The organism is Pseudoalteromonas sp. Ps84H-4, assembly GCF_024124645.1.
Taxonomy (GTDB): domain Bacteria; phylum Pseudomonadota; class Gammaproteobacteria; order Enterobacterales; family Alteromonadaceae; genus Pseudoalteromonas; species Pseudoalteromonas lipolytica_C.
Genome location: NZ_JAMXSK010000003.1, coordinates 50,245 through 74,884, shown reverse-complemented (window position 1 = coordinate 74,884; position 24,640 = coordinate 50,245). Strand labels below are relative to the sequence as shown.

The following is a 24,640-nucleotide window of genomic DNA, read 5'->3' as shown; positions in this document are numbered from 1 at the left end:
TCCTTATTATTGTTGCTTAACGCGCAGTACAGCGACCGCTGCTAGTACAAATGACACTGCACCTAGCACTAACGCATAAATCGGTTGATTATCAAAAAAGTGACGTAAAATTAGGCCTAATACGCTTGCCGCTAAAAGCTGCGGAATAACAATAAAGAAGTTAAAAATACCCATGTACACACCCATTTTTTTACTTGGTACTGAGGTACTTAACATTGCGTATGGTAAAGATAGAATTGACGCCCAAGCAAACCCTACTCCAATCATTGGCCAGATCAGTAAACTTGGATCTTTGATAATAATAAAGCTCACCAAGCCCAATGCACCTAACACTAGGTTGATAGCGTGAGCCATTTTTAGCCCTACTTTTTTAACGATTATTGGAATACACAGTGCTGCAATAGCTGCAAAACCGTTATAAGCGGCAAATAATACACCAACCCAGTCAGCACCGTTGTTGTAAGCAAGAGAACTTGTGTCACTGCTGCCGTAGTGGAAGCTAGTTACTGCCGAGGTGGTATAAATCCACATTGCAAACAATGAGAACCAGCTAAAAAATTGTACCCAAGCCAATTGTTTCATCGTTTCAGGCATAGTGAATACATCATTCACAACCTGATAAAAGCCACCACTGGTTGCGTTTTTAGCCTTTAAAGCAGCGGCAATAAATTGAATAACACCAAAGCTAATCAAACCACCTGCAAGCAAATACAGCTCTTTCTCAAGAGAAAGACCGGTAACGATACCAAGTACAACAAGGCCAAGCACCGTAAAGATTGCAGCGCCTTTGTTAAAGTTGACATTACTTTGAACATCAGCCGAGTCATCGCTTTGCTCTTGTTCATGAAAGCTTTCAAGCTCTTCTGGTGAATATTCTTTAGTTGTAAAGACGGTCCAAAACACAGCAATAATTAAAACAACGGCACCAAAATAAAACGAGAATTTTACAGAATCCGGGATTTGCCCAGCAGGTGCTGTATTAGCAATATCGAACCAGTTAGTCATCATCCATGGTAAAGCAGACGCGACAACCGCACCGATACCAATGAAGAAGCTTTGCATTGCATAACCAGTTGCACGTTGTTTTTTCGGCAGATTATCACTGACAAGTGCACGGAAAGGTTCCATAGTCACGTTAATTGACGCATCCATGATCCATAACATACCCGCCGCAATCCACAGGCTTGGTGAGTTAGGCATAATGAATAACGATAACGTCGTTAAAATTGCCCCATAGAAAAAGAACGGACGACGGCGACCTAACTTATTCCATGTTTTATCGCTCCAGTAACCAATGATAGGTTGTACGATAAGACCTGTAAGCGGCGCTGCAACCCAAAGGATTGGAATGTCATCAACATTGGCACCTAAAGTTTGAAATATACGACTCACATTACCGTTTTGTAATGCAAAGCCAAATTGGATGCCAAGGAATCCAAAACACATATTCCATATTTGCCAAAAGCTTAGCGTTGGTTTGTTATTATTCATAGTCAGCCTTTAAGGTAAATACTGCACTGCTTAAGCCGTTCAGTTGTAATTGAATTGGCGCCTTCGTTGCTGCCTCAGAAATCACAATGTCGGCATGATTTTCTAGATTGTCAGTTAACGTTAAACCACTGTGGTTAAGTTTAGGTAATAACGCTTGGTTAAGAGTAAGCTCAACATTCTGTGGATTTTCTGAAAAGTTACTTACTACAAGCACCAGCTGTTGACCTAGCTTACGCGTAAAGGCAATTACTTGCTCTGAGCCAGTCAATTCAACCGCTTGCATGTCACCGCCAACAATTGCAGGAAGTGTGTTTAATGACATTAACTTCGTGTAGTAAGCGCGAAGATCAGCTTGCTGCTTTGAAAGCGCACCGCCATCGAATTTACCATTATTCATCCATGCTTGATGCGCAGGTACACCCATATAATCGAAAATGCTGGTACGCGTTGGGTCACCAAAACCACCGTCTTCAGAGCCATCTTCACCAACAGCTTGACCAAAATAAAGTAAGGTTGGCGAACGCGACATTAATGTAGAAACCACCATAGCTGGCTTACCTTTTTCACTGCTACCAGCGAAATCCGGGCTAGCAATGCGTTGCTCATCATGGTTTTCTAAAAAGTGGAGCATGTGCTCTTCAATATCAGCCACTTGGCTTTGGATTTCAAAAATAGTTTCTGCTGATTGCTTGCCTTGCATCACAGCTTTAACTGTGTCGTAAAAACCGACTTTGTCGTACAGATAATCCATCTTACCCTGCTGAATATAAGGGCGATAAAGTGTTGGGTTATAAACCTCTGCCAGAATAAAGGCATCACTTTTTTGCATTTTGATTGATGAGTTTAAAAAGCTCCAAAACTCAACAGGCACCATTTCTGCCATGTCATAACGGAAACCATCAACACCTTTATCTAACCAATATAGTGCGATATCTCGGAATTTATACCAGCTATTTGGTAGGTCTTTATCCTGCCAAAAAGCATAGTGCGCACGGTAATCTTTTTCAGCGTAATCAGCTGGTAGTGTTGGGAAATCGTAGCTGCCGTCTGGTTTCACACCGTAATTGATTTTAACTGTTTCGTACCAATCATTGATGTCGGGTTTAGCAGCGCGTGCCCCATTGCCCGTCCATTTTGCTGGTGTTTCATCAAACTGATTATCTGCAAGTGGATGCGGGTTACCACCTAATACTTGGTAGCTATCGCTTGTTGGCACTTGAAATGACTGCCCTGTTACATAATAAAAATTATTATCGCGAGCATAGGTTTTCGTCGTGTCATCATCAGCGCCGAAATCTTTAACACCTTCAGGCTTGGCAACCGACTCGTAGTTACGCGCTACATGATTTGGCACAATATCAATAATAACTTTCATACCGTGCTCATGAGTACGATTGATAAGCTCAACAAACTCTTCTAAGCGGCGCTCAGGGTTAATTGCTAAATCAGGATTAACATCGTAATAATCTTTCACCGCATAAGGCGAGCCTGCACGCCCTTTTACAACATCAGGGTCATCTTGAGACAAACCGTATTCAGTATAATCAGTTACTAATGCATGACGCGGCACACCGGTATACCAAACATGTGTCGTGCCTAGCTCTTTAATACCTTGTAATGCTGCATCATTAAAATCAGCGAATTTGCCAACCCCATTTTCTTCTAATGTGCCCCACGGTTTATTCGTGGTGTTTGTATTACCAAATAATCGAGTGAATACTTGATAAACCACAGGCTTAGAGATAGCTGCTTGGCTAGATTCTGATTGTTGCTTTTGCGTGTTCTGCTGTACTGGCGCATCGTTACCACAGGCAGTTAAACCTAAAACCGAAGCCACTACTAGCGCAGTTATTTTGTATGTTGTCATCATTACTTCATTTTTCTGTAAATATCAGTTCATACTAATGTTAAGGGCTGCATACGGACAGTAAATGCATACGTATTCAGCCTATTAGTTGCAATTATTCAAGCTCGATTAAGCGTGCTTGCATAGCTTTTAAGCGGATTGGCGCTGCAAGATCAACAGGTTTTTCGCTGATTAAATCACGTCCTTTATTGTTGCCTTTCAGCACTTCTTGCATGTAGCTTAAGTCCCAATCAATGGCTTGTTGGTTTTTGTTAAGAATAACTAATACAGTTTGCTCATTGTGTTCTCTCACATAGCTATACACGCCTTGCTTCGGTGAAAAATGCATTAAACGGCCTTCGCTTAGCGCTGGTTTTTCTTGGCGCAGTTGAAGCAGCTTTTTAATGCTAGTTAACATCTCTTGCTGATCAGTTGAAAGGCCTTCGCCTGTGAAGGCATTCGCTTTTTGACCATGAAACCCACCCGGGAAGTCAATGCGAATATCACCGTGGTCATTACTTGGCGTGTTATCAAGCAACAGTTCTGTGCCGTAATAAATTTGTGGAATACCGCGAGTCGTTAACAGTAGCGTCATGGCTAATTTTGTTTTTGCTAGGTCTTGACCAAGCTCAGTGTAAACACGGCTCATGTCATGATTATCAGCAAACACTAAAATGTTATCTGTATCAGCATATAAAAAGTCATTCGCTAGCGATTGATACACTTTTACCCAACCTGTATTCCAGCTTTCTTCTTCGTTGAGTGCTTGGATCAGCGCTTCTTGTAATGAAAAGTCCATCACACTCGGTAAGTCAGAGGTATAGCCATCTTGATTTACTTTGCCGCGCTGCCAATAAGAAGCAATTGCCGGGTTGGTTGTCCACTCTTCACCTACAATATTAAAGTTTGGATACTCGGTCATAATGGCTTTAGTCCAATCGGCTAAAAATGCTTTATCTGAGTATGAATAGGTATCAACACGAATGCCGCTTAAGTTGGCGTATTCAATCCACCAAATGGCATTTTGAATCAAATAAGTAGACAGTAACGGCTGGCGCTGATTTAAATCAGGCATAGACTCAACAAACCAACCATCATTAAATTGACGTTTATCGTATTGGCTCGCATGTGGGTCTTGAATTGTTTGTCTGGCATGACTTGTGGCATTTTTGCCGTTTTCAAACTTGCCATCAAAGTTAACCCAATCTGCTGTTGGCATATCAGCCATCCACTGATGCGATGAACCAAAGTGGTTAAGTACCATGTCCATCACTAAGCCGATGCCATGCTCTTTCGCCTCTGCTGATAAGGTTTTGTAAAGTGCATTACTACCCATACGCGGATCAACTTTGTAAAAGTCAGTAATGGCATAACCATGATAAGAGTAACTTGGCATGTCATTTTCAAGCACCGGTGTTAACCAAAGTTGAGTCACACCTAAGTCCTCAAGATAATCTAGGCTATTAATAACACCTTGAATATCACCGCCATGTCGGCCACCTTTAAAGCTTGGGTTTGCAGCCTCCTTCATACCAGCAACGGTGTCATTGCTTGGATCACCATTTACAAAGCGATCAGGATTGATTAAATAAAGCGTGTCTTTATTTGTAAAGCCATGACGATTGGCACTTTGTTTATCACGGGCATTTAACGAGTAAGTAAAGGTTGCGCCATCTTCAGCTTTAAAAGTCAGCGTTCCCGCCTTTGCATTATCACTAATGGTTAAATCTAAAAACGCGTAGTTAGGGTTATTCGTTGTTGTCACCCCTTTAAACTCAACACCTTCATAAGGCATCATTTGCCAGGTTTTGTTAGCAATATTGTTCTCGTAAAGCATGACTTGTAACGAGTCATTTTGCATTCCTACCCACCAGTTTTCTGGTGACGCAGTAATTGCAAAGCTGGCTGTCGAGTTGAAAAGCGTAAATGCGGTCGTTAACGCTAAAAATATTCGTGTTGTTTTCATAGTTAATTTTGTACTTTTTCTAAGAATTGACTGTGGCTTGGCAGTTGCTCTACAGTGCTATTAATCAGGGTTTTTAAATTACTAAATAGCTCATTTAACTGCTCATCTGATAACGCATCAGTTAATGGATGGTGATCCTCTGCTATAAGCCCTTGCCCTATCATCACTTGTTGCCATGCAACTTCGGCAAATAGCTCATCGTCTTCTCTTACGAGCTTGCCACTGGTTTTAAATAGCTCAATTTTCTTTTTAAGACTACTTGGAATATCCATGCCTTTACAAAAACGCCAAAACGCACTGTCATCACGCTCAGTAATCTTGTAATGAAGAATAATAAAGTCACGAATTCGCTCAAATTCTGTTTTACTTTGTTGATTAAATTCATCCACAAGGCTTTGTTTAATACCTTGATGCGGAAAAAGCTTAATTAAACGAATGGCTGCACTTTGAATTAAATGAATACTGGTCGATTCTAATGGCTCTAAAAATCCGCTCGATAAGCCAACCGATACCACATTTTTATGCCACTGCTTTAAACGGCGGCCTGTTTTAAATTTAATAACGCGGGGCTCTGTCAGTGCTTTAGCAGGTAAGTTATCCAAGAGCTGTTGTTTTGCCGCTTCGTCTGATAAGAAACGAGAAGAATATACAATGCCGTTGCCTACACGATGCTGTAATGGTATTTGCCACTGCCAGCCTGAGTCTCTTGCAATTGAACGTGTATATGGAATTGCATCGTTAGCTGATTCACTTTGCACCGCAATCGCACTATCACATGGTAACCAATGTGACCAATCTTCAAAGCCAGTATTAAGAGTTTGTTCTATCAATAAAGCACGTAAACCGGTGCAATCAATAAATAAGTCGCCATCAATTTGCTCGCCATTTGTAAGCAATAAAGAGGTAATATGCCCGCTTAGGTGACATTGATTAACCGATTCAATTTTGCCTTCAATCCGTTTTACGCCCCGTGATTGTGCTAATTCTTTTAAGAATTCGCCGTATCGAGTGGCATCAAAATGATAGGCATAATGTAAGCCCGCTAACTGAGTATTTGGAATTTGTTTAAGGTGGGCAAATTTATGTGCTTTGGCAGCTTGGTAGTTAAGTGAAAAATCCCAAAAGTCAGGTGCATTATTAGCTTGATTTGCTTTTAACCAAAAGTGGTAAAACTCACAAAACGGGAAGTCTTTACCTATCTCACCAAAGGCGTGCATATAGCTGTGACCTTGACTGCGCCAATTTTCAAACTCAATACCCAGTTTAATCGTTGCGCCAGTGGCCTTAATAAATTCTTTTTCGGTTATACCTAGCGCACCATTTAGATGCAAAATAGGTGGAATACTGGCTTCGCCTACACCGACAGTGCCAATTTCTGCTGACTCTATCAGGGTTATATCAAGCACTTTACCCAGCACTTTATTGAGTAATGCTGCAGTTATCCACCCTGCGGTACCACCGCCAGCAATCACTACTTTGGTTATTTTTTTTGATTCCATAGTACACCTAACGCCAATTTCAATTCATTGAGTGTAGCTCACTGATATAAAAAAGCCCTTGTAAAACAAATCACAAGGGCAATTTTATATCTCTATTTAGCTCATTACAGCTTGTAGCTGAAGCCTAACAGGAATGTACGACCGTAGTCTTGATAATCACGTACTTGAAGTGAGTTATCACCTTGTAGTGATGTGAACGGCTCTTCTGTGATGTTCTGAACTTGGAAAGTTACAGATAAACCGTCAAGACTCTCTACACCGCCTTCACTAAAGTCATAACCAATTTGTGCATCCCAAATTGTTTCGCCTTTAATATCAACTTGTGTAGTAGCAAAACCTAAACCGTATACGTCACCTTTAAAGTCACTACGTTTACGCATGCTAGTACGTGCTTGGAAACCGTTACGCTCAAAGTAAACTGTTAAGCTATCGATTTGGTCAGATAAACCAGGTAGCTCATATTCGTTACCATTTTGGTCAGTTAAGTCTTGCTCAACACCTGTATGGCTTGCGATTAAACCAAAACCGTCTAGTGATTCACTGAACATAGTGAACGGTAGTGTTAATGAAAGCTCATAACCCCATAGGTCACCAGAACCACCATTTACTTTACCAGAACCAGTACCGGTTGAAGTTGCAGGGATTTCACCGGTAGACGGGTCAGCTACACCACTCATGTCGATTTCATAAGTACCATCGAAAATCCACTGAGTGATATCTTTATAGAATACAGCAGCTGCAAAGTAACCTTCTTCATGGAAGTAGTTTTCGTAGCTTACATCAAAACCTGTTGCTTCTTTTGGTTCAAGTTCAGGGTTACCACCTGACACACTCCAGTAGTTACCATTTTCATCAGGTTGTTGATTGTAAGAAGCATTAACTGATGAGTTCATTTCATCTAAGCGAGCACGAGAAATCGTTTTCGCCGCACCAAAACGTACAGTTTGCTCTTCATCAATTGCAAACGATAAATTGATGCTTGGTAAGAAGTGGCTGTAATCGTGGCTTACATCAGTTGGTGAGACAACAACTAAACCATTCACAGTGTTAGCGGCAAAGCCTTGTGAAGACTGTTCAGTTTTCACATAACGCACACCAACGTTACCTGTTACAGGGATTGAACCAATTTCAGCATTAATGTCAGCTTGAGCAAAAAACGCTGTTACTTCTTCTTGTACAGTCCAAGATTGTGTCTTGTGTTTTGAATCAGTTAAGCTTTCTTGAAGAAGGTTATAATAACCGTCGTTTACTAAACCGTTGGTATCGTATGCAACCATGTTGCCCATACCAATGAAGTCAAGGCTCGCTGTACCTAAACGGTATTGCTCAGGGATTGATAACATACCTGGGTTTGATAAAGAGAAATCTTTTAATGTCATGAAGTAACCTTCAGACACTTTGCTCTTTTCACGGTCACGGTAAGACATACCAAATGACACACGGCTGATGTAAGCGTTATCAAGTACTTTGCTTGCAGCAAGTTTTAATGTGCTTAATTCATCATTGATTTCTGGCGCGTTGATAAAGCCATCTTGCGCTGTATTTTGGTATTCAGTACCTGTTAAACCATACTTATCGTTAAGTGCAGCACTTGCACCCCAAGATAATGGGCCACCAAGTTGGATTAAGTCGTAATCGCTGTAATCAAGGTTGTGGCTGAATTGCGCGCCAGTGTTACCACCGTCAAACTCGTAACCAATCGTATCAGCAACACCATTTGCGTCACCACGACCTGTACCTGAGTAGCTTTCGATACTCCAGATTTGACGTTCAACTTCAGAACGGCTTACGTCAAATTCTACTGACCAGTCATCACTGATGTCGTATTTTGCATTAAAACCAAACTGAGTTAGCTCAGCGTTACGCTCTTCGTAGTCGTTACGAACAACAACACGTTGACCTTCAGTTACTGCACTTGTGATAAAACCAGAGTCAGCATCAATTACAGCTGAGCTTGGGTCGATTGAACCTTGGCCCCAAGCAAATGGCACTTCAATACCACGTAAGATTTTTTCATCCGAAAAATCAACGTATAAAGCATCGAATGTCATGTTAAGACGATCTGTCGGCGCAGCTTCAATAACAAGCATCGCTGTGTCACGCTCAAGAGTCGATGAACGTACGAATGGTTTAGCACCACCTAAAATTGAATACGTGTTACCATCTCCACCGGTAAACTCAGGGTAGCCCCATGAATTCCAACGTTTTTCTTGGTTAGGTGAGCTCATTGTATTGTAAGCAAATGCAACACCAATTGTGTCATCTGCAAACTGATCAATGTATGAAACAGTACCGCGGAAACCTTTATCGTCACCGTCTGGGTTTAATTTATCAAAACCAGTTTGCTCATATTGGCCATTGAACATGATAACTTGCTCACCTTTGCTTAAAGGTTTAACAGTTTGCATGTCGATTACGCCAGCAATACCTTCTGCATCAAGACTAGCGCTTGGTGTTTTATATACCGTTACGCCACTCATAATTTCTGATGGGTAAAGGTCAAATTCTACGCCACGGTTGTCACCGATTGATACTTGCTCACGGCCATTAAAAGTAGTAGCACTTTCGTTTTCACTGAAACCACGAACACTTACGCGGCTAGCTCGACCATCTAGACGTTGAGCAGTTAAACCAGGAAGGCGTGCAATTGATTCTGCAATTGATGAATCTGGTAGTTTACCGATATCTTCTGCTGAGATTGACTCAACAACTTCAGGAGTGAAGCGTTTAGTATTAATAGATTCTACAACACTGCCACGAAAACCTTTTACTTCGATAACTTCAACGTTATCGTTTTTTGCTTTTTGGTCTTCTTCTGCAGCATACGCTACAAAGCTATTTAAACCTGCGGCTGTTAAAGCCAGAGTTAATATACTTGGTTTGAACATAGACATGATGCTTTTCCCATTACCCAAATTGTAATGCCAACGCGATGCAGATATTTATTATCTAATAGCTGAAGTCGTTGACTGATTTTGTTGTCGGAATGAATATTAACGCCGAGATTATTTCCTTAACAAATTTATGCATACGTATTCAGCGTAGTTTAACCACTCAAAAATTAACAATACATTTACACAATTAAGACTTAACCCATTGTAATTGTTAACTTTAGTATGATACCAGCACAATTTAATAAGAATGAAACATTTTCGCCATAATTTTGAACCCTAACTCTCCAGTAGAAACACAAAAGCCTCCTCAACAGGGTGTTAGCAAAAGAAGTAATGTTAATAAACAGAAAAAGTTCGACAAACTGGAAATTGGTCTTACCAAATTTTATTTGCACTACTTTGGCCAGAAGCAACTGTTTTATGCACCAAGCTGGGGTTTTTTGTTTTTACAAATAACAAGCAAAGCCAATTGGTAAATTTTTTCATAGATGAAATAGCCAATTGAACTGGTGCAACGACGGATATTTTTTCAGTAATTAAAATATGAATTTAGCGTGCATACGTATGCAGAGTTTTTACACTATCCCAGCCTTCACGTATGCTTTTGACATTCCGGCAACATCTAGTTAGTTGCCCAACAGTTTACAAACACTGAGTGTCACGATGGAGAAAAACATGGCTCAAAAGCAGTGGTATAAAGGTGCGGTTATCTATCAAGTTTATCCGCGCAGTTTCCAAGACACCAATGGCGATGGCATTGGTGATATCAAAGGTATCATTGATCGCATCGATTATATTAAGAGCTTGGGTGTTGATGCTATTTGGATTTCACCTTTCTTTAAATCACCAATGAAAGATTTTGGTTATGACATAAGTGATTATCGTGATATCGACCCTATTTTTGGTAACCTTGCTGATTTTGATGATTTAATTGCACAAGCTCACCAACGTGATATTAAAATTATTATTGATCAGGTATTGAGCCATACCTCAGATCAACATCAGTGGTTCCTCGATAGTCGTGAAGATAAAACCAACGATAAAGCTGACTGGTACGTTTGGGCAGATGCGAAGCCGGATGGCACACAACCAAATAACTGGTTATCTATATTTGGTGGTCCAGCATGGCAATGGGAACCGCGTCGTGGTCAATATTACTTGCATAACTTCTTTGCAGAACAGCCTGATTTAAACTTCCATAATCCTGAAGTTCGCAAAGCCGTATTAGATAATGTGGAGTTTTGGCTTAAAAAAGGTGTTGATGGTTTCCGCTTAGATGCGATCAATTTCTGTTATCACGATGCACAATTACGTGACAATCCTGCTAAGCCGCCTGAAAAGCGTCAGGGTCGTGGCTTTAGCGAAGATAACCCGTATGCGTTCCAGTATCACTACTACAATAATACGCAATCAGAAAACTTAAGCTTTATGCAGGACATTCGTGCCCTATTAAATAAATACCCTGGCACGGTTGCTTTAGGTGAAATCTCATCAGAAGACTCATTAGCTACTATGGCTGAGTACACCTCAGGTGGTGATAAACTCCACATGGGTTATAGCTTTGAATTACTTACTAATGATTACAGTGCAGAATATATTCGTAATACCGTGAGTACATTAGAAGAGCGTATGACTGAAGGCTGGCCATGTTGGGCATTTAGTAACCACGATGTTGAACGTGTTGCTAGTCGCTGGAGTAAAGATAACACGATCAATCCGCAGCAATGTAAAATGCTGACCGCCCTGCTTGCTTCACTACGCGGCAGCGTATGTATGTATCAAGGTGAAGAGCTTGGTTTAGGTGAAGCTGAAGTCGCCTTCGAAGACTTACAAGACCCATACGGCATTACTTTCTGGCCAAACTTTAAAGGCCGTGATGGATGCCGTACTCCAATGCCATGGGACGCAAGCGATACTGAACAGGCTGGCTTCTCAACAGCTAAGCCATGGCTACCTATAGGCAATGCTCACAAAGCCGTTGCTGTTAATGCACAAGATCAAGACAAAAATTCGATTTTGAATGCCTACCGTGAATTTATGGCATGGCGTAAAGATAAAAATGTTCTGTTAGAAGGCGACATTGAGTTTTTAAACACTCCAGAGCCTGTACTTGCTTTTTATAGAACCTTTGAAGGCGTCAAAATGCTGTGTGCATTCAACCTAGGCGCACAAAGTAGCGAGTTAACAATCTCTGATACAGTGTCTTCACTGCATACGGAGCTATCGCATCACACAGCTGAGTTAAACAATAATACAGTCACTCTGCCCGGGTTCGGTTGCTTTTATGCAACCCTGAATTAATTATCAGTTGTTAAACACCAAGCCCTGCAATGCAGGGCTTTTTTATTACTAATAACACGATTAGTGATTCATGGTTTTACTATTAATGTAGTCAGTTAGTGCAAATAACACTCCCGAAACCACAAACGTAACATGAATTAACACCTTCCAAAGTAACTCATCCGTTGAATGGTTGTTTGAGCTGATAAACACCTTTAAAAGCTCTACAGCAGAGATAGCGACAATGGCGCTTATTAATTTCATCTTAAGCCCTGAAAAACCAACCTTTCCCATCCATACAGGTCTGTCTTCGTGATTGTCTATATTCAACTTTGAAACAAAGTTTTCGTAACCACTAAAAATAATGATAAGCAAAAGCCCAGCTAAAAGCGCAGTATCAACCAAAGTTAATATTCCCACCAATAACTCTTGATTAGTTGCCGAAAACGTATTTAAGGCCATGCTGTAAAGATATTTAAAAAACTTTAACAACAATAAGACTACAGCGACTAATAAACCTATAAAAAATGGCGCTAACAGCCATCGAGAACGAAAAATAAATTTTTCGACGACTCTCTCTAATGTAGAAGGCACTTTTTTGTTTTTAGTTTGATTAATCTGTTCAGACATTTCTAAAATCACTCCCATAAATATTAGTTTGATAATACGCGGTTTTTATTAGTAATTTCTATATTTGCAGCGCACTACTGTGACTATTTTTTGTTTATCTTTACGATAAAAATATTTCGTTATCTTTTTTACAGATTTCGTTTATAAATTCACTTAAGCAAAGCGGTATGCCCTTTGCGCACCTTTACTGAGCACTTTAAGCCAGTAATTATTAATTATGTTGATTAGGAATAATTAAATGAACAAAGCATTGCTAGCACTAATTTTGGCACCTGTATTAAGCGTGTCAGCGTCTAACGCAATCGCTAACGAAGCACCTGAAGCATCAGCTGAAATGATCAAAGAATACACTGAGATGTGTTTAAACTGGGCTAAAGATGATGACATCAGCAACGAAGAATTAAAGCCATACGTACTAAAATGTGTGAACGATGAGCTTGAAGCTGAAGGCTTTAAGAAAGTAAAAGACGTACAAATTTAATTTGTCGTTAAACCAGATATAAAAAAACCGGAATGACACAAAGACGTGCGCTCCGGTTTTTTATTGTCTTGAAAAGCTAAGGAATTATTCCTTAGCTTTTGTCGATGTTTTCTTTTTTGCAGGCGCTTTCTTTTTACTTTCTTCAACCCACTTGCCATTTTGGTAGTGAGCAGTCCAACCTGTCGCTTTGCCATCAACTTCACTCATCACATATTGTTCTTTATTTTTGCGGCTGTAACGAACAATTGATGGGTTACCATCTGGGTCTTGCGTAGGCGCATCAGCTAAATAGTAAAACTTCTCAGAAATACGATCTCTAAAACGTTTTAACTCTTCAACTTTAGGTGCACGAGTTTCACGAGACTTAGGAAAAGTATTCGCCGCCAAGAAAATACCTGAAGCACCATCACGAAGTACAAAGTAAGCTTCTGATTTTTCACATTCTAGTTCTGGTAAATGAACCGGATCTTCTTTCGGTGGCGCAGCTTCACCATTTTTGAGTAATTTACGCGTATTCTTACACTCTTCATTACTACAGCCAAAATACTTGCCAAAACGGCCTGATTTTAACTGCATATCTGAGCCACATTTATCACATTCGATAATTGGGCCATCGTAGCCTTTAATTTTAAAGGTACCTTGTTCAACGATATAACCCTTACAGGCTGGGTTATTACCACAGACATGCAGTTTACGTGTTTCGTCTATCAAGTATGAATCCATTGCCGTTTCACAGATTGGGCAACGCTTCATTTGCATTAGTGATTCTGTTTCAACATCTTCAACATCTGCGGCAATCGCTTCATCACCAGGCACCAAATTCATGGTTGTTGTACAACGCTCTTTAGGTGGCAGGTTGTAACCTGTACAGCCTAAGAATACACCAGTTGACGCAGTACGAATCCCCATTTTACGGCCACAGGTTGGACAATCGATGTCTGTTTCAACCATTTGATTTTGGCGCATACCACCTTGCTCTTCATCACCTGAAGCAATTTCAAGCTGAGTTGAAAAGTCTGCGTAAAATTTGTCTAGTACTTGTGTCCAAAGGCGCTCACCTTCTGCGATATCATCCAGACGACCTTCCATTTTAGCGGTAAAATCAAAGTTCATCAGATCTTCAAAATTTTCCACTAAGCGGTCAGTAACTATCTCACCCATTTTTTCAGCGAAGAAACGGCGGTTTTCAACGCGCACATAACCACGGTCCTGAATCGTTGAGATAATTGATGCATAAGTTGAAGGGCGACCAATACCACGCTTTTCAAGCTCTTTAACTAAGCTTGCTTCACTAAAGCGCGCAGGTGGCTTGGTAAAGTGTTGCTTAGGATCTAACTCAACAAGCGTTAGTACATCACCCTCTTTTACAGCTGGTAATGATTGATCTTCTTCATTCTTTTTACGAACAGCTGGCTGAACTTTTGTCCAACCATCAAAGCGAAGTACACGGCCTTTTGCTTTTAGCTGATAATCACCCGCACCTACGGTTAAAGTTGTTAGGTCATATTCAGCAGGTACCATTTGACAAGCAACAAACTGACGCCAAATTAATTCGTAGAGCTTTTTCGCATCGGCTTCAACACCATCTAAATGGCCTGATAATACCGAGACACTTGATGGACGTATCGCCTCGTGCGCCTCTTGTGCATTGCCTTTCGAGCTGTAACTGATCGGTGCTTTTGGTAAATACTTTTCACCAAATTGCTCGGTTACGTAATCACGACACATTTCAACCGCATCTTTTGATAAGTTGGTTGAGTCGGTACGCATATAAGTAATGTGACCCGCTTCATATAAGCGTTGAGCCAGCATCATAGTCTTTTTAACACCATAGCCTAAACGTGTACTAGCAGCCTGTTGCATGGTTGAGGTAATGAATGGTGCACTAGGCTTACTCTTGCTTGGCTTTTCTTCAACGCTAACAACCTTGTACTGAGCTTTCTCTAGGTCAGTAACCGCAGCCATTGCCTGCGCCTCATTAACAGGCTTAAATGCTTTGTCAGCGTGTTTCGTAACTTCTAAACGTAATGCAGCTTCACTATTTTTAACATCAGCGTGTACATCCCAAAACTCTTCAGGGATAAATGCTTTGATTTCACGCTCACGCTCAACGAGTAAACGCACCGCAACAGATTGCACACGACCGGCTGATAAACCACGAGCAACTTTAGCCCAAAGTAATGGTGACACCATAAAGCCCACTACACGGTCAAGAAAACGACGCGCTTGTTGTGCGTAAACCATATCAGTGTTTAGTTCACCCGGTGTTTCGAATGCTTGTTGAATTGCATTTTTAGTAATTTCGTTAAAAACAACTCGCTTATACTTTTCAGGCTCGCCACCAATAATCTGTTCGAGGTGCCATGCAATTGCTTCCCCTTCTCTATCCAAATCGGTTGCGAGATAGATTTTATCGGCGTTTTCAGCAAGCTTTTTTAATTCTTGAACAACTTTTTCTTTGCCTGGCAGTATTTCGTAATGTGGTTCCCAACCTTTTTCAGGGTCTATCCCCATGCGGGCAACAAGATTCTTATAATCTCGTTGCTTTTTATAGGCAGCTTTTTCTTCTGGTGACATTTTGCGAACTTCAGCAGGCGTTTTGGTCGCCGCTGTTTTCGTTTTGCCTGAACCTGAAGTTGGAAGATCACGCACATGCCCAACACTGGACTTGACGATAAAATCCTTTCCTAAGTATTTGTTAATTGTTTTTGCCTTTGCCGGAGACTCTACAATTACTAGTGATTTGCCCATAGTTGCCTATTTCTGACCGAAAGTTTTAAAGTTTTTTGCCCTTATAAATGTATATCCATCACATTAAACAAATAAGTATGATTTTTTAACATTGGAGCACGAATATTTATAGGTATATCTACAAACACCAATTGTTACAAGCTTTTAATCGAAACTTTTCTTCATTGACTGAATAATTAAACAATTTTTGTTGCTAATTTAGTCAATGTGGTGTTTTGCGGTAATTTCAAGGGGAATATATAGAACAGCAACAAAAATGCCAACCTTCTGGTTGGCATTTTTTAAATTTAATTGTGCTTAAATTTATTTATCATCAAGTATAGCAATTGATTTACTTACTGTTTTTGTAGTACCAAATTGATTCTCGAAATTAAATGTAATGGTCAGCACACCATCTGCGTCTTGGTTACCGTCAACCTCTCGAGCTATACGTACACTTGAAGACATTGTTGAGTCTCTATTTGTGCTTCCGATAATATCTTGATGTTGCAGTATAGAAAAATCACCATTGTCTGCAGTAATTGTTACCTCTGTACCTGCAGGTAATGGATTACCAAATTCATCACTGTAGAAAATTTGGATATTGATACCCGTTAAACCTATATCAATATCTTCTGGGCCTGAATCAGGATCATCCTCATCGTAATTCGGGTTAGGGCGTGTAACACTCGACAAATCAATCGATTCAACATCACACCAGCTTGCATTATCTGATTCTTCAAAGCCACCTGCAAATGTCGAACTACAATCAGCTGGCACAACTACTTCGTAAGGAGCAGTCACAACTTCATTTGATTTTAATACGGCGAATCGTACATAAGGTTCATCACCAGACATAACTACTTCAATCTGCTTACGAACTTCAATTAAATCACGCGTACATTGCCCAGCATTAAAGGCAGCTTCACTACATAACAATCCGTTATATTTACCATCAGGGCCGTCATATACACCATCATTATCAAGATCTCGCCATGTTTCATTATGACCGCCTCGTGAATTTTTCTCCGAGCATGGGTCTGAATCAGCATCGTAAGAATCTCTGGTTGCATCGCTACAGTTAGCTTTGTCAAAGGTATTATTTTCATTGTGGTCATTAAATGCTTCAGGTAAATCATATAACGTATAATATTCACCAACATCAAATAACCCGTTTCGACGAGTAACGCCATCTGATGACTCCTCATCCTCGTAGCTCTCTTGACCTTTCGCTACCGCAAGTATGCTTGTTCGTCCACCTCGAATTACACCATTTGGATCATTTTTAGCGCGAACTAAGGTGCCAATACATGGGGCTGCAATACCAAAATAAGGGTCGCAGTTTACTTCACCAGTTTTAGGGTTTATTCCTTCAGTAGTTGCAGTATTACCATCAATTTCACCAATTCTATTACCCCATTTGTAGTCATAGAAAGGTCGTTCCCCCTGAGAGCGCCATGTAACAACACATGATGCATCAGTAGTACGACATACTGCTTCATTACTTTGTGAACCTATAACACCTGACTCAGTTAAAACGGTTGATTCAACACCATCACTATTGAATTGATTAAATTGGTCACCAAAATAAACTGTCAGGTTATTAGTGACGCCATTATAATTTAATGCATTTGGATTTAAGACTTCTGGGCTTAAGTCAAAACTGTTTTGATCTGTAACACCAGAGTATAAAGCAAGTTGAGATGACACTGCGTTAATTTGCTCAGTTAAAGGTACTAAGTGAAGTGTCCCTGCTGGGCAAATTTCATTGCTTGGTTCAGCTTCGCATAGTTCAACTTCATCTGTCCAACAAGATAAATCATCACCTTCAGGCAAGGCAGCAACATCTTCTTTAGAAACAAAACATGCTTTAACGACAAGTGGCCCAGGAACGATGCCTGAAGTCACTGTTGTTTGTACAACACCATTGTTGTCTGTATTAGCAGTTCTTTGCGTTAATTTTGCTAAACCTACTGAGTCCGTCAATTTAAAATCAATACGTTGCTGTGCAGAAACAATACCATCCGCATCAAGTAATCTGAAACGAACGACTGATTGTGTTGGTAAACCACCTTCACCAGGTGGAAGCGCAATCACTGGCTCCGAAACATCAAGAAATTGTATTGATTGAACAGCCGATACTTCAACAGGTATAACAGTAGACGCCGTAAAATTTTTGCCGCCCGTTTCAACTGTAATATTAACCACATCATTGATTGAACAGCCGTTAGCACGGTATGTTGAGCTTGCAATACCTGCTGACGATTGTACTGATGCATCAATTGTCGAGTCATTATTTGAAACACACGTAGAGTTAAATTCTACTTCTGTAGGCGTGGTAAATAAATTACCTTGCTCGTCGCGAAGGGTAACTTCAATAATAGTACTACCACCCGCTTTCAAAGGAATTGTATTGCCTTCACTATCTGTGTTTAGTCCATTATCAACTTCTAACACTAGATCAGCGATACCAACAGCAAAGTTAAGATCTGCACTTTCACCTAACGATGACACCGAAATAGTACCAGCACCGCCTGTATTTCCTGGCTGTAATTTTAAAAGTGCAACACCAAAGTTATCAGTCAGAGCTCGACCTGAAGAAGGTAATACAGAACCAAGATCAGTTGTTACATCAACCAATGAGTTAGCAACACCATCACCGCCTTGGTCATTTATTACTTCTACAAATAAATCACCTAACTCGGTTGATGAAATTGAATTAGTAATAGTACAGCCAGAAGCTTGCGAAGTTGGATCAAGCTTCACATTATTTCGATTTTGATCCCACGAAGGGTTGCAGCCTGTTAGCATTAGAACAGACACTGAGTATTGGGCAGCATCAGAAGAAGCATCATCACCATTTGATATAAAACCTACCCTTTTCGTAATGGTGTTATCATTTTCATCTGTATATGTTGCGATAACTTGACCAGCGCCTTTTGAATCGCCACTACTTAAAGTGACATTTGCTTGGCCATTTTCATCTGTTAGCGCAGTACCTAGTACGGGTGTAATTTTACCTGTGAAGTTTGTAGTAAACGAAATCAATTGGCCAGCAATTGGAGTGCTTTCATCAAGTAAAGTAGCTGTAACCGTTCCTTTGTTGTTTTTACTAACCGGGTTGTCTGAAGAGAAAGGTAAACCAGAACTGTCAACAATCGAAAGCCCTAATGAAACTGTGCCACTGCTATCACCCGTTTGTGAACCATCGGATGTGAAACCAAAAGTATCACTAAAAGTCTCTTCACCAACTATGTAGGATGCAGTAATGATACCAGCTCCTGCCGTATCACCTGCAGTGACAGTAATTGATGCAACACCATTTGAATCGGTCAAGCTAGTACCAGAAGCAGGTGTTATCAAGCCAATACTACCATCAAGACTAAAAGTTATCACTTCACCAGATACAGCAACCCCCTGATTGGTCAGAGTTGCTGAAATAGTTAATGGTGATTCGACCGTTACAGAACTCGACTCTTCATTTGTGCCCGCTGTATAACCTTTCACAGATACAGAGTAACTTGGGGTATCAGTCGTACCACCATCCCCTCCATCAAGTGAACCGCTATCGTTCTCTAACGACCCACCGCCGCCACAGGCAACTAACAATGAGCTGAAAACTATAATACTTAGCCATCGCAATAAAGGCATTGACCTCTCCCTAGTTAGCTATTTTAAATTTATTTATATATTTACCTAATATTAACCTAAAAATTGAACGAATATCATAATTTTTTTATCAGATTTACAGCGAATTAATTTAAAATATTTGTCGAATTTTCCTGTATAAAAATCTTCAGGCTGGTAGGCTATGGCGAAATTTATAAAAATATAGACTAGGTATATGTCAAAAGTACGATCTTTAAGCCTTACGTCTCGTATCATGGTAGGTATGGTACTGGGTGTGCTTGTTGGTTTTATCTTTCAAGCGATTTTAGCGGGTGAAGACGATTTCCTAATTCCACTAGGATTATTCTCTTTACCAATTAAAGCATTTTTTGTGGATGGTATCTTCCATGTAGGTGGGCAAATATTCATCGCAAGTTTAAAGATGCTGGTTGTTCCATTGGTTTTTGTATCGCTGGTGTGTGGTACATGTAGCTTAAGTGACCCTAAAAAACTAGGTCGATTGGGTGGAAAATCAATCTTACTCTATCTAGTAACAACAGCAATAGCGATCACCGTTGCTATAACACTAGCGCTATTAGTTAATCCTGGTGAAGGTATTAACCTACCATCAGATGCGACCTACAGTGCTAAAGAAGCACCTACCCTTGCACAAGTCATTATTGGAATGTTTCCTACCAACCCAATTGATGCAATGGCAAATGGCAATATGCTGCAAGTTATTGTGTTTGCTTTGTTATTTGGTGTGGCGATGGCTTTAAGCGGTAAAGCAGGTAAACGTGTTGCAACCGTGTTCGAAGACTTAAACACCGTTATTTTAAAACTTGTTACCCTACTGATGAATATCGCCCCTTACGGTGTATTCTTTTTAATGGCTAAGTTATTCACAACTATAGACTTTAAACTCATCACAAGCCTTGCCTTATACTTTGGCGTGGTGGTCTTCGCGCTCTTAATTCATGGCTTTGTAAACTATAGTATCTTATTAAAAGTATTAACTGGTTTAAATCCAGTGACGTTTTTAAAGAAAATGAAAAACGCCTGTTTGTTTGCGTTTAGTACTTCAAGTTCAAGTGCAACAATGCCTATTACCCTTGAAACTGCTAGCAAAAAACTTGGTGCTCACAACTCAGTTGCTTCATTTACGGTACCTTTAGGCGCAACTATTAACATGGACGGCACAGCAATTATGCAAGGTGTTGCTACCGTGTTCATTGCACAGGTCTTTTCAGTTGATTTAACAATTTCTGATTATTTAATGGTTATTTTGACCGCGACACTAGCATCTGTTGGTACTGCCGGTGTGCCAGGTGTTGGCCTTATCATGTTAGCGATGGTGTTAAACCAAGTAGGCTTACCTGTAGAGGGTATTGCTATCATCATTGGTGTTGACCGTTTACTTGATATGACACGTACCGCTGTAAATGTTACAGGTGATTGTATGGTGACCTGTGTGGTTGCAAAATCTGAAGGTGAATTTGATGAGGACGTATTTAACGATCCAAATGCCGCTAAAGATTTAGAAGACTATCATAAGTCGATTAAGTAATAATTTACTTATGAACGACTCATAAAAAACCCGCTTAAATAGCGGGTTTTTTATTGCCTACATACTTTTTAAAACTGAAGTTTAAGGGTTTAAGCCTTTAAAGCGCGACATTAAACTCACACCTGCTTTACTCAAACCAGTGCTTAAGCCCACCGCTAATTTATCGCTCAAATTCTTCTTAATACGGTATTTCACTTTGAAGATTTGACGCTCTTTTGCTTGGCTCAATAAAATATCATCGCTTGTTTCAATTTTATCAACTAAGCCTTTATCAAAGGCTTGAGTAGCAAACCAGTGCTCACCTGTTGCAACCATATCTATATCAAGTGAAGGGCGTTGTTCACTAACAAATGTTTTGAATAAGCCATGCGTTTCTTCTATTTCCTGTTTGAATTTTTCGCGACCTTTGTCTGTATTTTCACCAAATAAGGTTAATGTTCGCTTGTATTCGCCTGCAGTAATTTGCTCAAAGTCCACATCATTCTTTTTCAAAATTTTATTAAAATTAGGAATCTGCGCAATAACCCCAATTGAGCCAACAATTGCAAATGGTGCAGCTACGATTTCATCAGCAACACATGCCATCATATAGCCACCACTCGCCGCTACTTTATCAATGGCTACAGTCAAATGCACTCCTGCATTACGTAAGCGTTGTAGTTGAGACGCTGCAAGTCCGTAACCATGCACTACACCTCCGCCACTTTCTAGACGAACAAGAACACGATCTTTTTCTTTATCTGCAATAGTTAAAATAGCTGTGATCTCTTCACGTAAGCTTTCTACTTCGTGCGCATCTACACTGCCATTAAAGTCAATTACATATAGACGTGACTTAGGGTCTTCACTGTGTTGTTTTTTTGCGGCTGCTTTTTGTTGTTTCTGGTGAGCTTTTAACTCTTTCTTTGAAAGTGTGTTTTCGATAAAGCTTTGTTTTAAATCATCAAGCTGTTCACTTAAATCATCAATGGTTATCTCGCCCTTCTTCGCTTTAGGTTTTACTGCAGCTCCCATGATAATGGCAACAATGACAGCAATAGCGATGACAAATGTGAGGGTTTTTGCGAAAAATAACCCGTACTCATATAAAAATTCCAATCAAACTCTCCACTTATTAATTATTCGCCACAATTTACCATGCTTTAAAGCAAAAAAAAGCCACATGATGTGGCTTTTTACTTAATTGGTTATTACTTAATTAATAAGTTTCAGTTATTCAGTGACAACATCTGAGTTTGTAACCTGAAGATACTGACCACGGCTTGCTAAGAAAGTCGCAATTTGCAGTTGCATCTCAGCTGTAGCTGCTGCACTTTCTTGTGCTGTAGCACCTGAGTCAGCAGTAGCTACAGGCGTTAACACTGAGCTGTGATGACCTTTCGTGAATTTAACCACATAGCTCATCGCATCAGCAGTTGGACCTTGTGTCTCAGCAACCGTTGATAAGCCCATTAAGTTGGCAAGAGGTAAACTACCAGCAATTGGATTACTCGCCACCATTGGTGGGATAACCATATCAGCATTGTTATTTTCACCGTCACCCACGACAACACTCATGTAGACTGGTGTGCCAAGCGCTGCAACTGATGCGGCGTAGTTTGAAGGATCACCACTATCAAGCGCCGTTTGTGCAGCAAAAGCAAACTGAGTAATAATGCTTTGAATATTAGCAAGTTTGACAGTTTCACCAGCCATAGTTAGCGAACCAATGTACTCTTTATACGCACATGTAACAAAAGCTGTTTGGTTAGAAGCAAGTGAACCACAGTTAGACAGCGCTTCATTTTGAGCATAAGCACCAAACTCTGCAGATTCAGCTGTGCCTGCTGCAAGTAAAACAGAGCCTTGCACAAAAGGACCAAATGTATTTGACTCAATTAAGAAACTGGCGATACCACCGCCACCACTGGCAAGTGCAACACTCTTCACGTTGAACATTGGATCAACTTGCTCAGCTAGCGGTGCATTAGTCACAGCAACAAATGCTGGAGCAACTACAGAGCCTAATGAATGGCCTAAGAATGAAACATCTTGGGCATTTAAATCAGCAGCACCAGTAAAGTTAAGACCTAAACGTAACCCCAGTAAATCAGCAACTGATTGACGTAAGCTATCACGCGCAACTAATAATGACTGTAAGTTCATGTAGCTTAAAACTGAGCCTGTAGAAGCATTAAAGTCATCAGTACCATCGCCGTCTACATCTACACCACGCTCACCATGCATTGGGTGGTCGATTGCAGCCGTTGCAAAGCCTTGCATTGTTAATTGTGCTGTAATTGCTAGCATATCTTCTTTTTTAGAAGTAATACCGTGCTGAAGAATCACTACTGGCCAACCACCTTCAGGCATTACCAGAGGATCCAATCCTAACTGACCACGTATTGCGTTGATCACAGGTAAAATTGGTTTAGTAACTTGTACTGGAACGTTAGCAATGCTTTGTGTTTTTGGAATTGTGTTGTATTTGGTTAAGTGTTTAGTTTGATCTAAACCTAAATCACGCAGTTTTCCACCACTTAGCGCCATACATAAACCATCAGTTTCGCTGATTGGATCTGTTGGGAATGAGTCACCTGCAGTAGATGCATAGCCAAGTACAGCAACACCACTGTCGCATAGCCCTTGCCAATAAGTTGCTGATAAATCATCAACCGTTTTGCCTGTAGGCGTTGCTAAATACATAGGTAACATCACGCTACCCTTTTGATATTGCACACCACCAAATACTGGTGAAACACCTGTAATACCTTGTGATGCGAATACTTGCTCAACTGTAATTACAGGTTGCTCAGGAATTTGAACCATCGGTGTTGGTAAGGCAGGTTGCGAAAGGCTAGCTGCTAAAAGCTGCTTAACAGTACCTAGTACTTGACCTGCTGATTGCATTGTCATCGCAGCAGAGTAAATAATTTCATCTTTTGTAATTGCGCCACCTGAGGTGACTGCATTTTCGTAGCTATTAATCACCGCTTGCAGAGATTTTTGTGAATCAGTAATTAGCGGTGTTTCTTCACTAACAAGTGCATAAGTTGAAGATGGTTCGATTGAACGCCCTTCTGAGTCCATTAAAGACGTTGTTAAAACGTTTATGTAGGTGCTACCCGCTTTAAAAGGTTTAAGTGGGATCACAGCAACTGCATCACCAGAACCTTGTGTAATGAAGTCAACACCAAAAGTAAGCTCAGAAACCAACTTACAGGCAATGCCTGCAGGTACTTGCGAACAGGTTTCATCTGTTTGACTTGCGCCCATCACTACTTCAAAAATACGAACTGCACCAGGTGAACCGGCAGAAGCCATATCAAGTGAGATACCCGCAGGGAATGCTAAATCGATTTTAAACGGAGTTTGTGTTGACCAGCCATCAAGGGCACCTAGTGCAAGCTGAGGATCAGCATAGGCTGCGCGTTCAACACTAACATTGTTGTCGTCTAATTCACCCGGCATATTTAAAGTGCCATCAAGTGTACCACTCATCAGTAAGTCATTAGGTACCGAGATAACGCTATTTGCAGGGTCAAATTTAACGGTCGCGGTTGGGATGACAGGTGGGGTGTCATTTTTAACATCTTCTAATGTTTCTCCTCCACCACAGCCGGTAATGACTGACGCAATGGCTAGTGAGAGTAGCATTTTTTTCATAA

13 protein-coding genes are annotated in these 24,640 nt (G+C 40.5%); 3 read left to right on the top strand and 10 right to left on the bottom strand.

Annotated elements, in window-relative coordinates; genetic code table 11:
- Positions 1 to 6 precede the first annotated feature (6 nt).
- From NH454_RS05015 to NH454_RS04995, 5 genes are all read right to left on the bottom strand, one after another.
- Complete coding sequence (locus NH454_RS05015) at positions 7 to 1,491, bottom strand: MFS transporter (RefSeq protein ID WP_253038393.1); 1,485 nt, start codon at positions 1,489 to 1,491, stop codon at positions 7 to 9.
- On the bottom strand, positions 1,484 to 3,361 hold the full coding sequence (locus NH454_RS05010; protein ID WP_253038391.1) for an alpha-amylase family glycosyl hydrolase: 1,878 nt from the start codon (positions 3,359 to 3,361) through the stop codon (positions 1,484 to 1,486). The genes NH454_RS05015 and NH454_RS05010 overlap by 8 nt, the downstream gene beginning before the upstream one ends.
- A gap of 91 nt (positions 3,362 to 3,452) precedes the next feature.
- Complete coding sequence (locus tag NH454_RS05005) at positions 3,453 to 5,303, bottom strand: glycoside hydrolase family 13 protein (protein ID WP_253038389.1); 1,851 nt, start codon at positions 5,301 to 5,303, stop codon at positions 3,453 to 3,455.
- Between the two features lie 2 nt (positions 5,304 to 5,305).
- Positions 5,306 to 6,802 (bottom strand): tryptophan halogenase family protein, encoded by a 1,497-nt coding sequence (locus tag NH454_RS05000; RefSeq protein ID WP_253038387.1) that lies wholly within the window; start codon positions 6,800 to 6,802, stop codon positions 5,306 to 5,308.
- A 104-nt stretch (positions 6,803 to 6,906) separates the two neighbouring features.
- The gene (locus NH454_RS04995) at positions 6,907 to 9,696 is read right to left on the bottom strand and encodes a TonB-dependent receptor (RefSeq protein ID WP_135924951.1); all 2,790 of its coding nucleotides are present in this window, start codon (positions 9,694 to 9,696) and stop codon (positions 6,907 to 6,909) included.
- Positions 9,697 to 10,371: 675 nt separating this feature from the next.
- Between NH454_RS04995 and NH454_RS04990 the strand changes: the two genes are divergently transcribed.
- A complete protein-coding gene (locus tag NH454_RS04990) occupies positions 10,372 to 11,997 on the top strand; it encodes an alpha-glucosidase family protein (protein WP_253038385.1) in 1,626 nt (541 codons plus the stop codon).
- A gap of 60 nt (positions 11,998 to 12,057) precedes the next feature.
- Here NH454_RS04990 and NH454_RS04985 read toward each other — a convergent pair whose 3' ends face one another.
- A complete protein-coding gene (locus NH454_RS04985; protein ID WP_135924956.1) occupies positions 12,058 to 12,606 on the bottom strand; it encodes a TIGR00645 family protein in 549 nt (182 codons plus the stop codon).
- A 238-nt stretch (positions 12,607 to 12,844) separates the two neighbouring features.
- Here NH454_RS04985 and NH454_RS04980 point away from each other — a divergent pair, with 238 nt between their 5' ends.
- Positions 12,845 to 13,087 carry a hypothetical protein gene (locus NH454_RS04980; RefSeq protein WP_135924959.1) on the top strand — a complete coding sequence of 81 codons (243 nt, stop codon included), beginning with the start codon at positions 12,845 to 12,847 and terminating at the stop codon, positions 13,085 to 13,087.
- 84 nt (positions 13,088 to 13,171) lie between these two features.
- Here the strand turns inward: NH454_RS04980 and topA are convergent, their stop codons facing one another.
- Complete coding sequence (topA, locus tag NH454_RS04975) at positions 13,172 to 15,838, bottom strand: type I DNA topoisomerase (protein WP_253038383.1); 2,667 nt, start codon at positions 15,836 to 15,838, stop codon at positions 13,172 to 13,174.
- Between the two features lie 303 nt (positions 15,839 to 16,141).
- On the bottom strand, positions 16,142 to 19,468 hold the full coding sequence (locus NH454_RS04970; RefSeq protein WP_253038381.1) for a hypothetical protein: 3,327 nt from the start codon (positions 19,466 to 19,468) through the stop codon (positions 16,142 to 16,144).
- Between the two features lie 193 nt (positions 19,469 to 19,661).
- On the opposite strand from NH454_RS04970, the gene NH454_RS04965 reads away from it, so the two are divergent.
- A complete protein-coding gene (locus NH454_RS04965) occupies positions 19,662 to 20,993 on the top strand; it encodes a dicarboxylate/amino acid:cation symporter (protein ID WP_135924966.1) in 1,332 nt (443 codons plus the stop codon).
- 81 nt (positions 20,994 to 21,074) lie between these two features.
- Here NH454_RS04965 and sohB read toward each other — a convergent pair whose 3' ends face one another.
- Together sohB and NH454_RS04955 are read right to left on the bottom strand one after the other, a co-directional pair.
- The gene (gene sohB, locus NH454_RS04960) at positions 21,075 to 22,091 is read right to left on the bottom strand and encodes a protease SohB (RefSeq protein WP_253038379.1); all 1,017 of its coding nucleotides are present in this window, start codon (positions 22,089 to 22,091) and stop codon (positions 21,075 to 21,077) included.
- 114 nt (positions 22,092 to 22,205) lie between these two features.
- Complete coding sequence (locus NH454_RS04955) at positions 22,206 to 24,638, bottom strand: VolA/Pla-1 family phospholipase (protein ID WP_135924971.1); 2,433 nt, start codon at positions 24,636 to 24,638, stop codon at positions 22,206 to 22,208.
- Positions 24,639 to 24,640: the final 2 nt, after the last annotated feature.

Bases quoted from the DNA above. Each gene is read 5' to 3' on its own strand.
- NH454_RS05015 (WP_253038393.1), bottom strand. From the start codon at position 1,491: ATGAATAATAACAAACCAACGCTAAGCTTTTGGCAAATATGGAATATG.
- NH454_RS05010 (WP_253038391.1), bottom strand. From the start codon at position 3,361: ATGATGACAACATACAAAATAACTGCGCTAGTAGTGGCTTCGGTTTTA.
- NH454_RS05005 (WP_253038389.1), bottom strand. From the start codon at position 5,303: ATGAAAACAACACGAATATTTTTAGCGTTAACGACCGCATTTACGCTT.
- NH454_RS05000 (WP_253038387.1), bottom strand. From the start codon at position 6,802: ATGGAATCAAAAAAAATAACCAAAGTAGTGATTGCTGGCGGTGGTACC.
- NH454_RS04995 (WP_135924951.1), bottom strand. From the start codon at position 9,696: ATGTCTATGTTCAAACCAAGTATATTAACTCTGGCTTTAACAGCCGCA.
- NH454_RS04990 (WP_253038385.1), top strand. From the start codon at position 10,372: ATGGCTCAAAAGCAGTGGTATAAAGGTGCGGTTATCTATCAAGTTTAT.
- NH454_RS04985 (WP_135924956.1), bottom strand. From the start codon at position 12,606: ATGTCTGAACAGATTAATCAAACTAAAAACAAAAAAGTGCCTTCTACA.
- NH454_RS04980 (WP_135924959.1), top strand. From the start codon at position 12,845: ATGAACAAAGCATTGCTAGCACTAATTTTGGCACCTGTATTAAGCGTG.
- topA (WP_253038383.1), bottom strand. From the start codon at position 15,838: ATGGGCAAATCACTAGTAATTGTAGAGTCTCCGGCAAAGGCAAAAACA.
- NH454_RS04970 (WP_253038381.1), bottom strand. From the start codon at position 19,468: ATGCCTTTATTGCGATGGCTAAGTATTATAGTTTTCAGCTCATTGTTA.
- NH454_RS04965 (WP_135924966.1), top strand. From the start codon at position 19,662: ATGTCAAAAGTACGATCTTTAAGCCTTACGTCTCGTATCATGGTAGGT.
- NH454_RS04955 (WP_135924971.1), bottom strand. From the start codon at position 24,638: ATGAAAAAAATGCTACTCTCACTAGCCATTGCGTCAGTCATTACCGGC.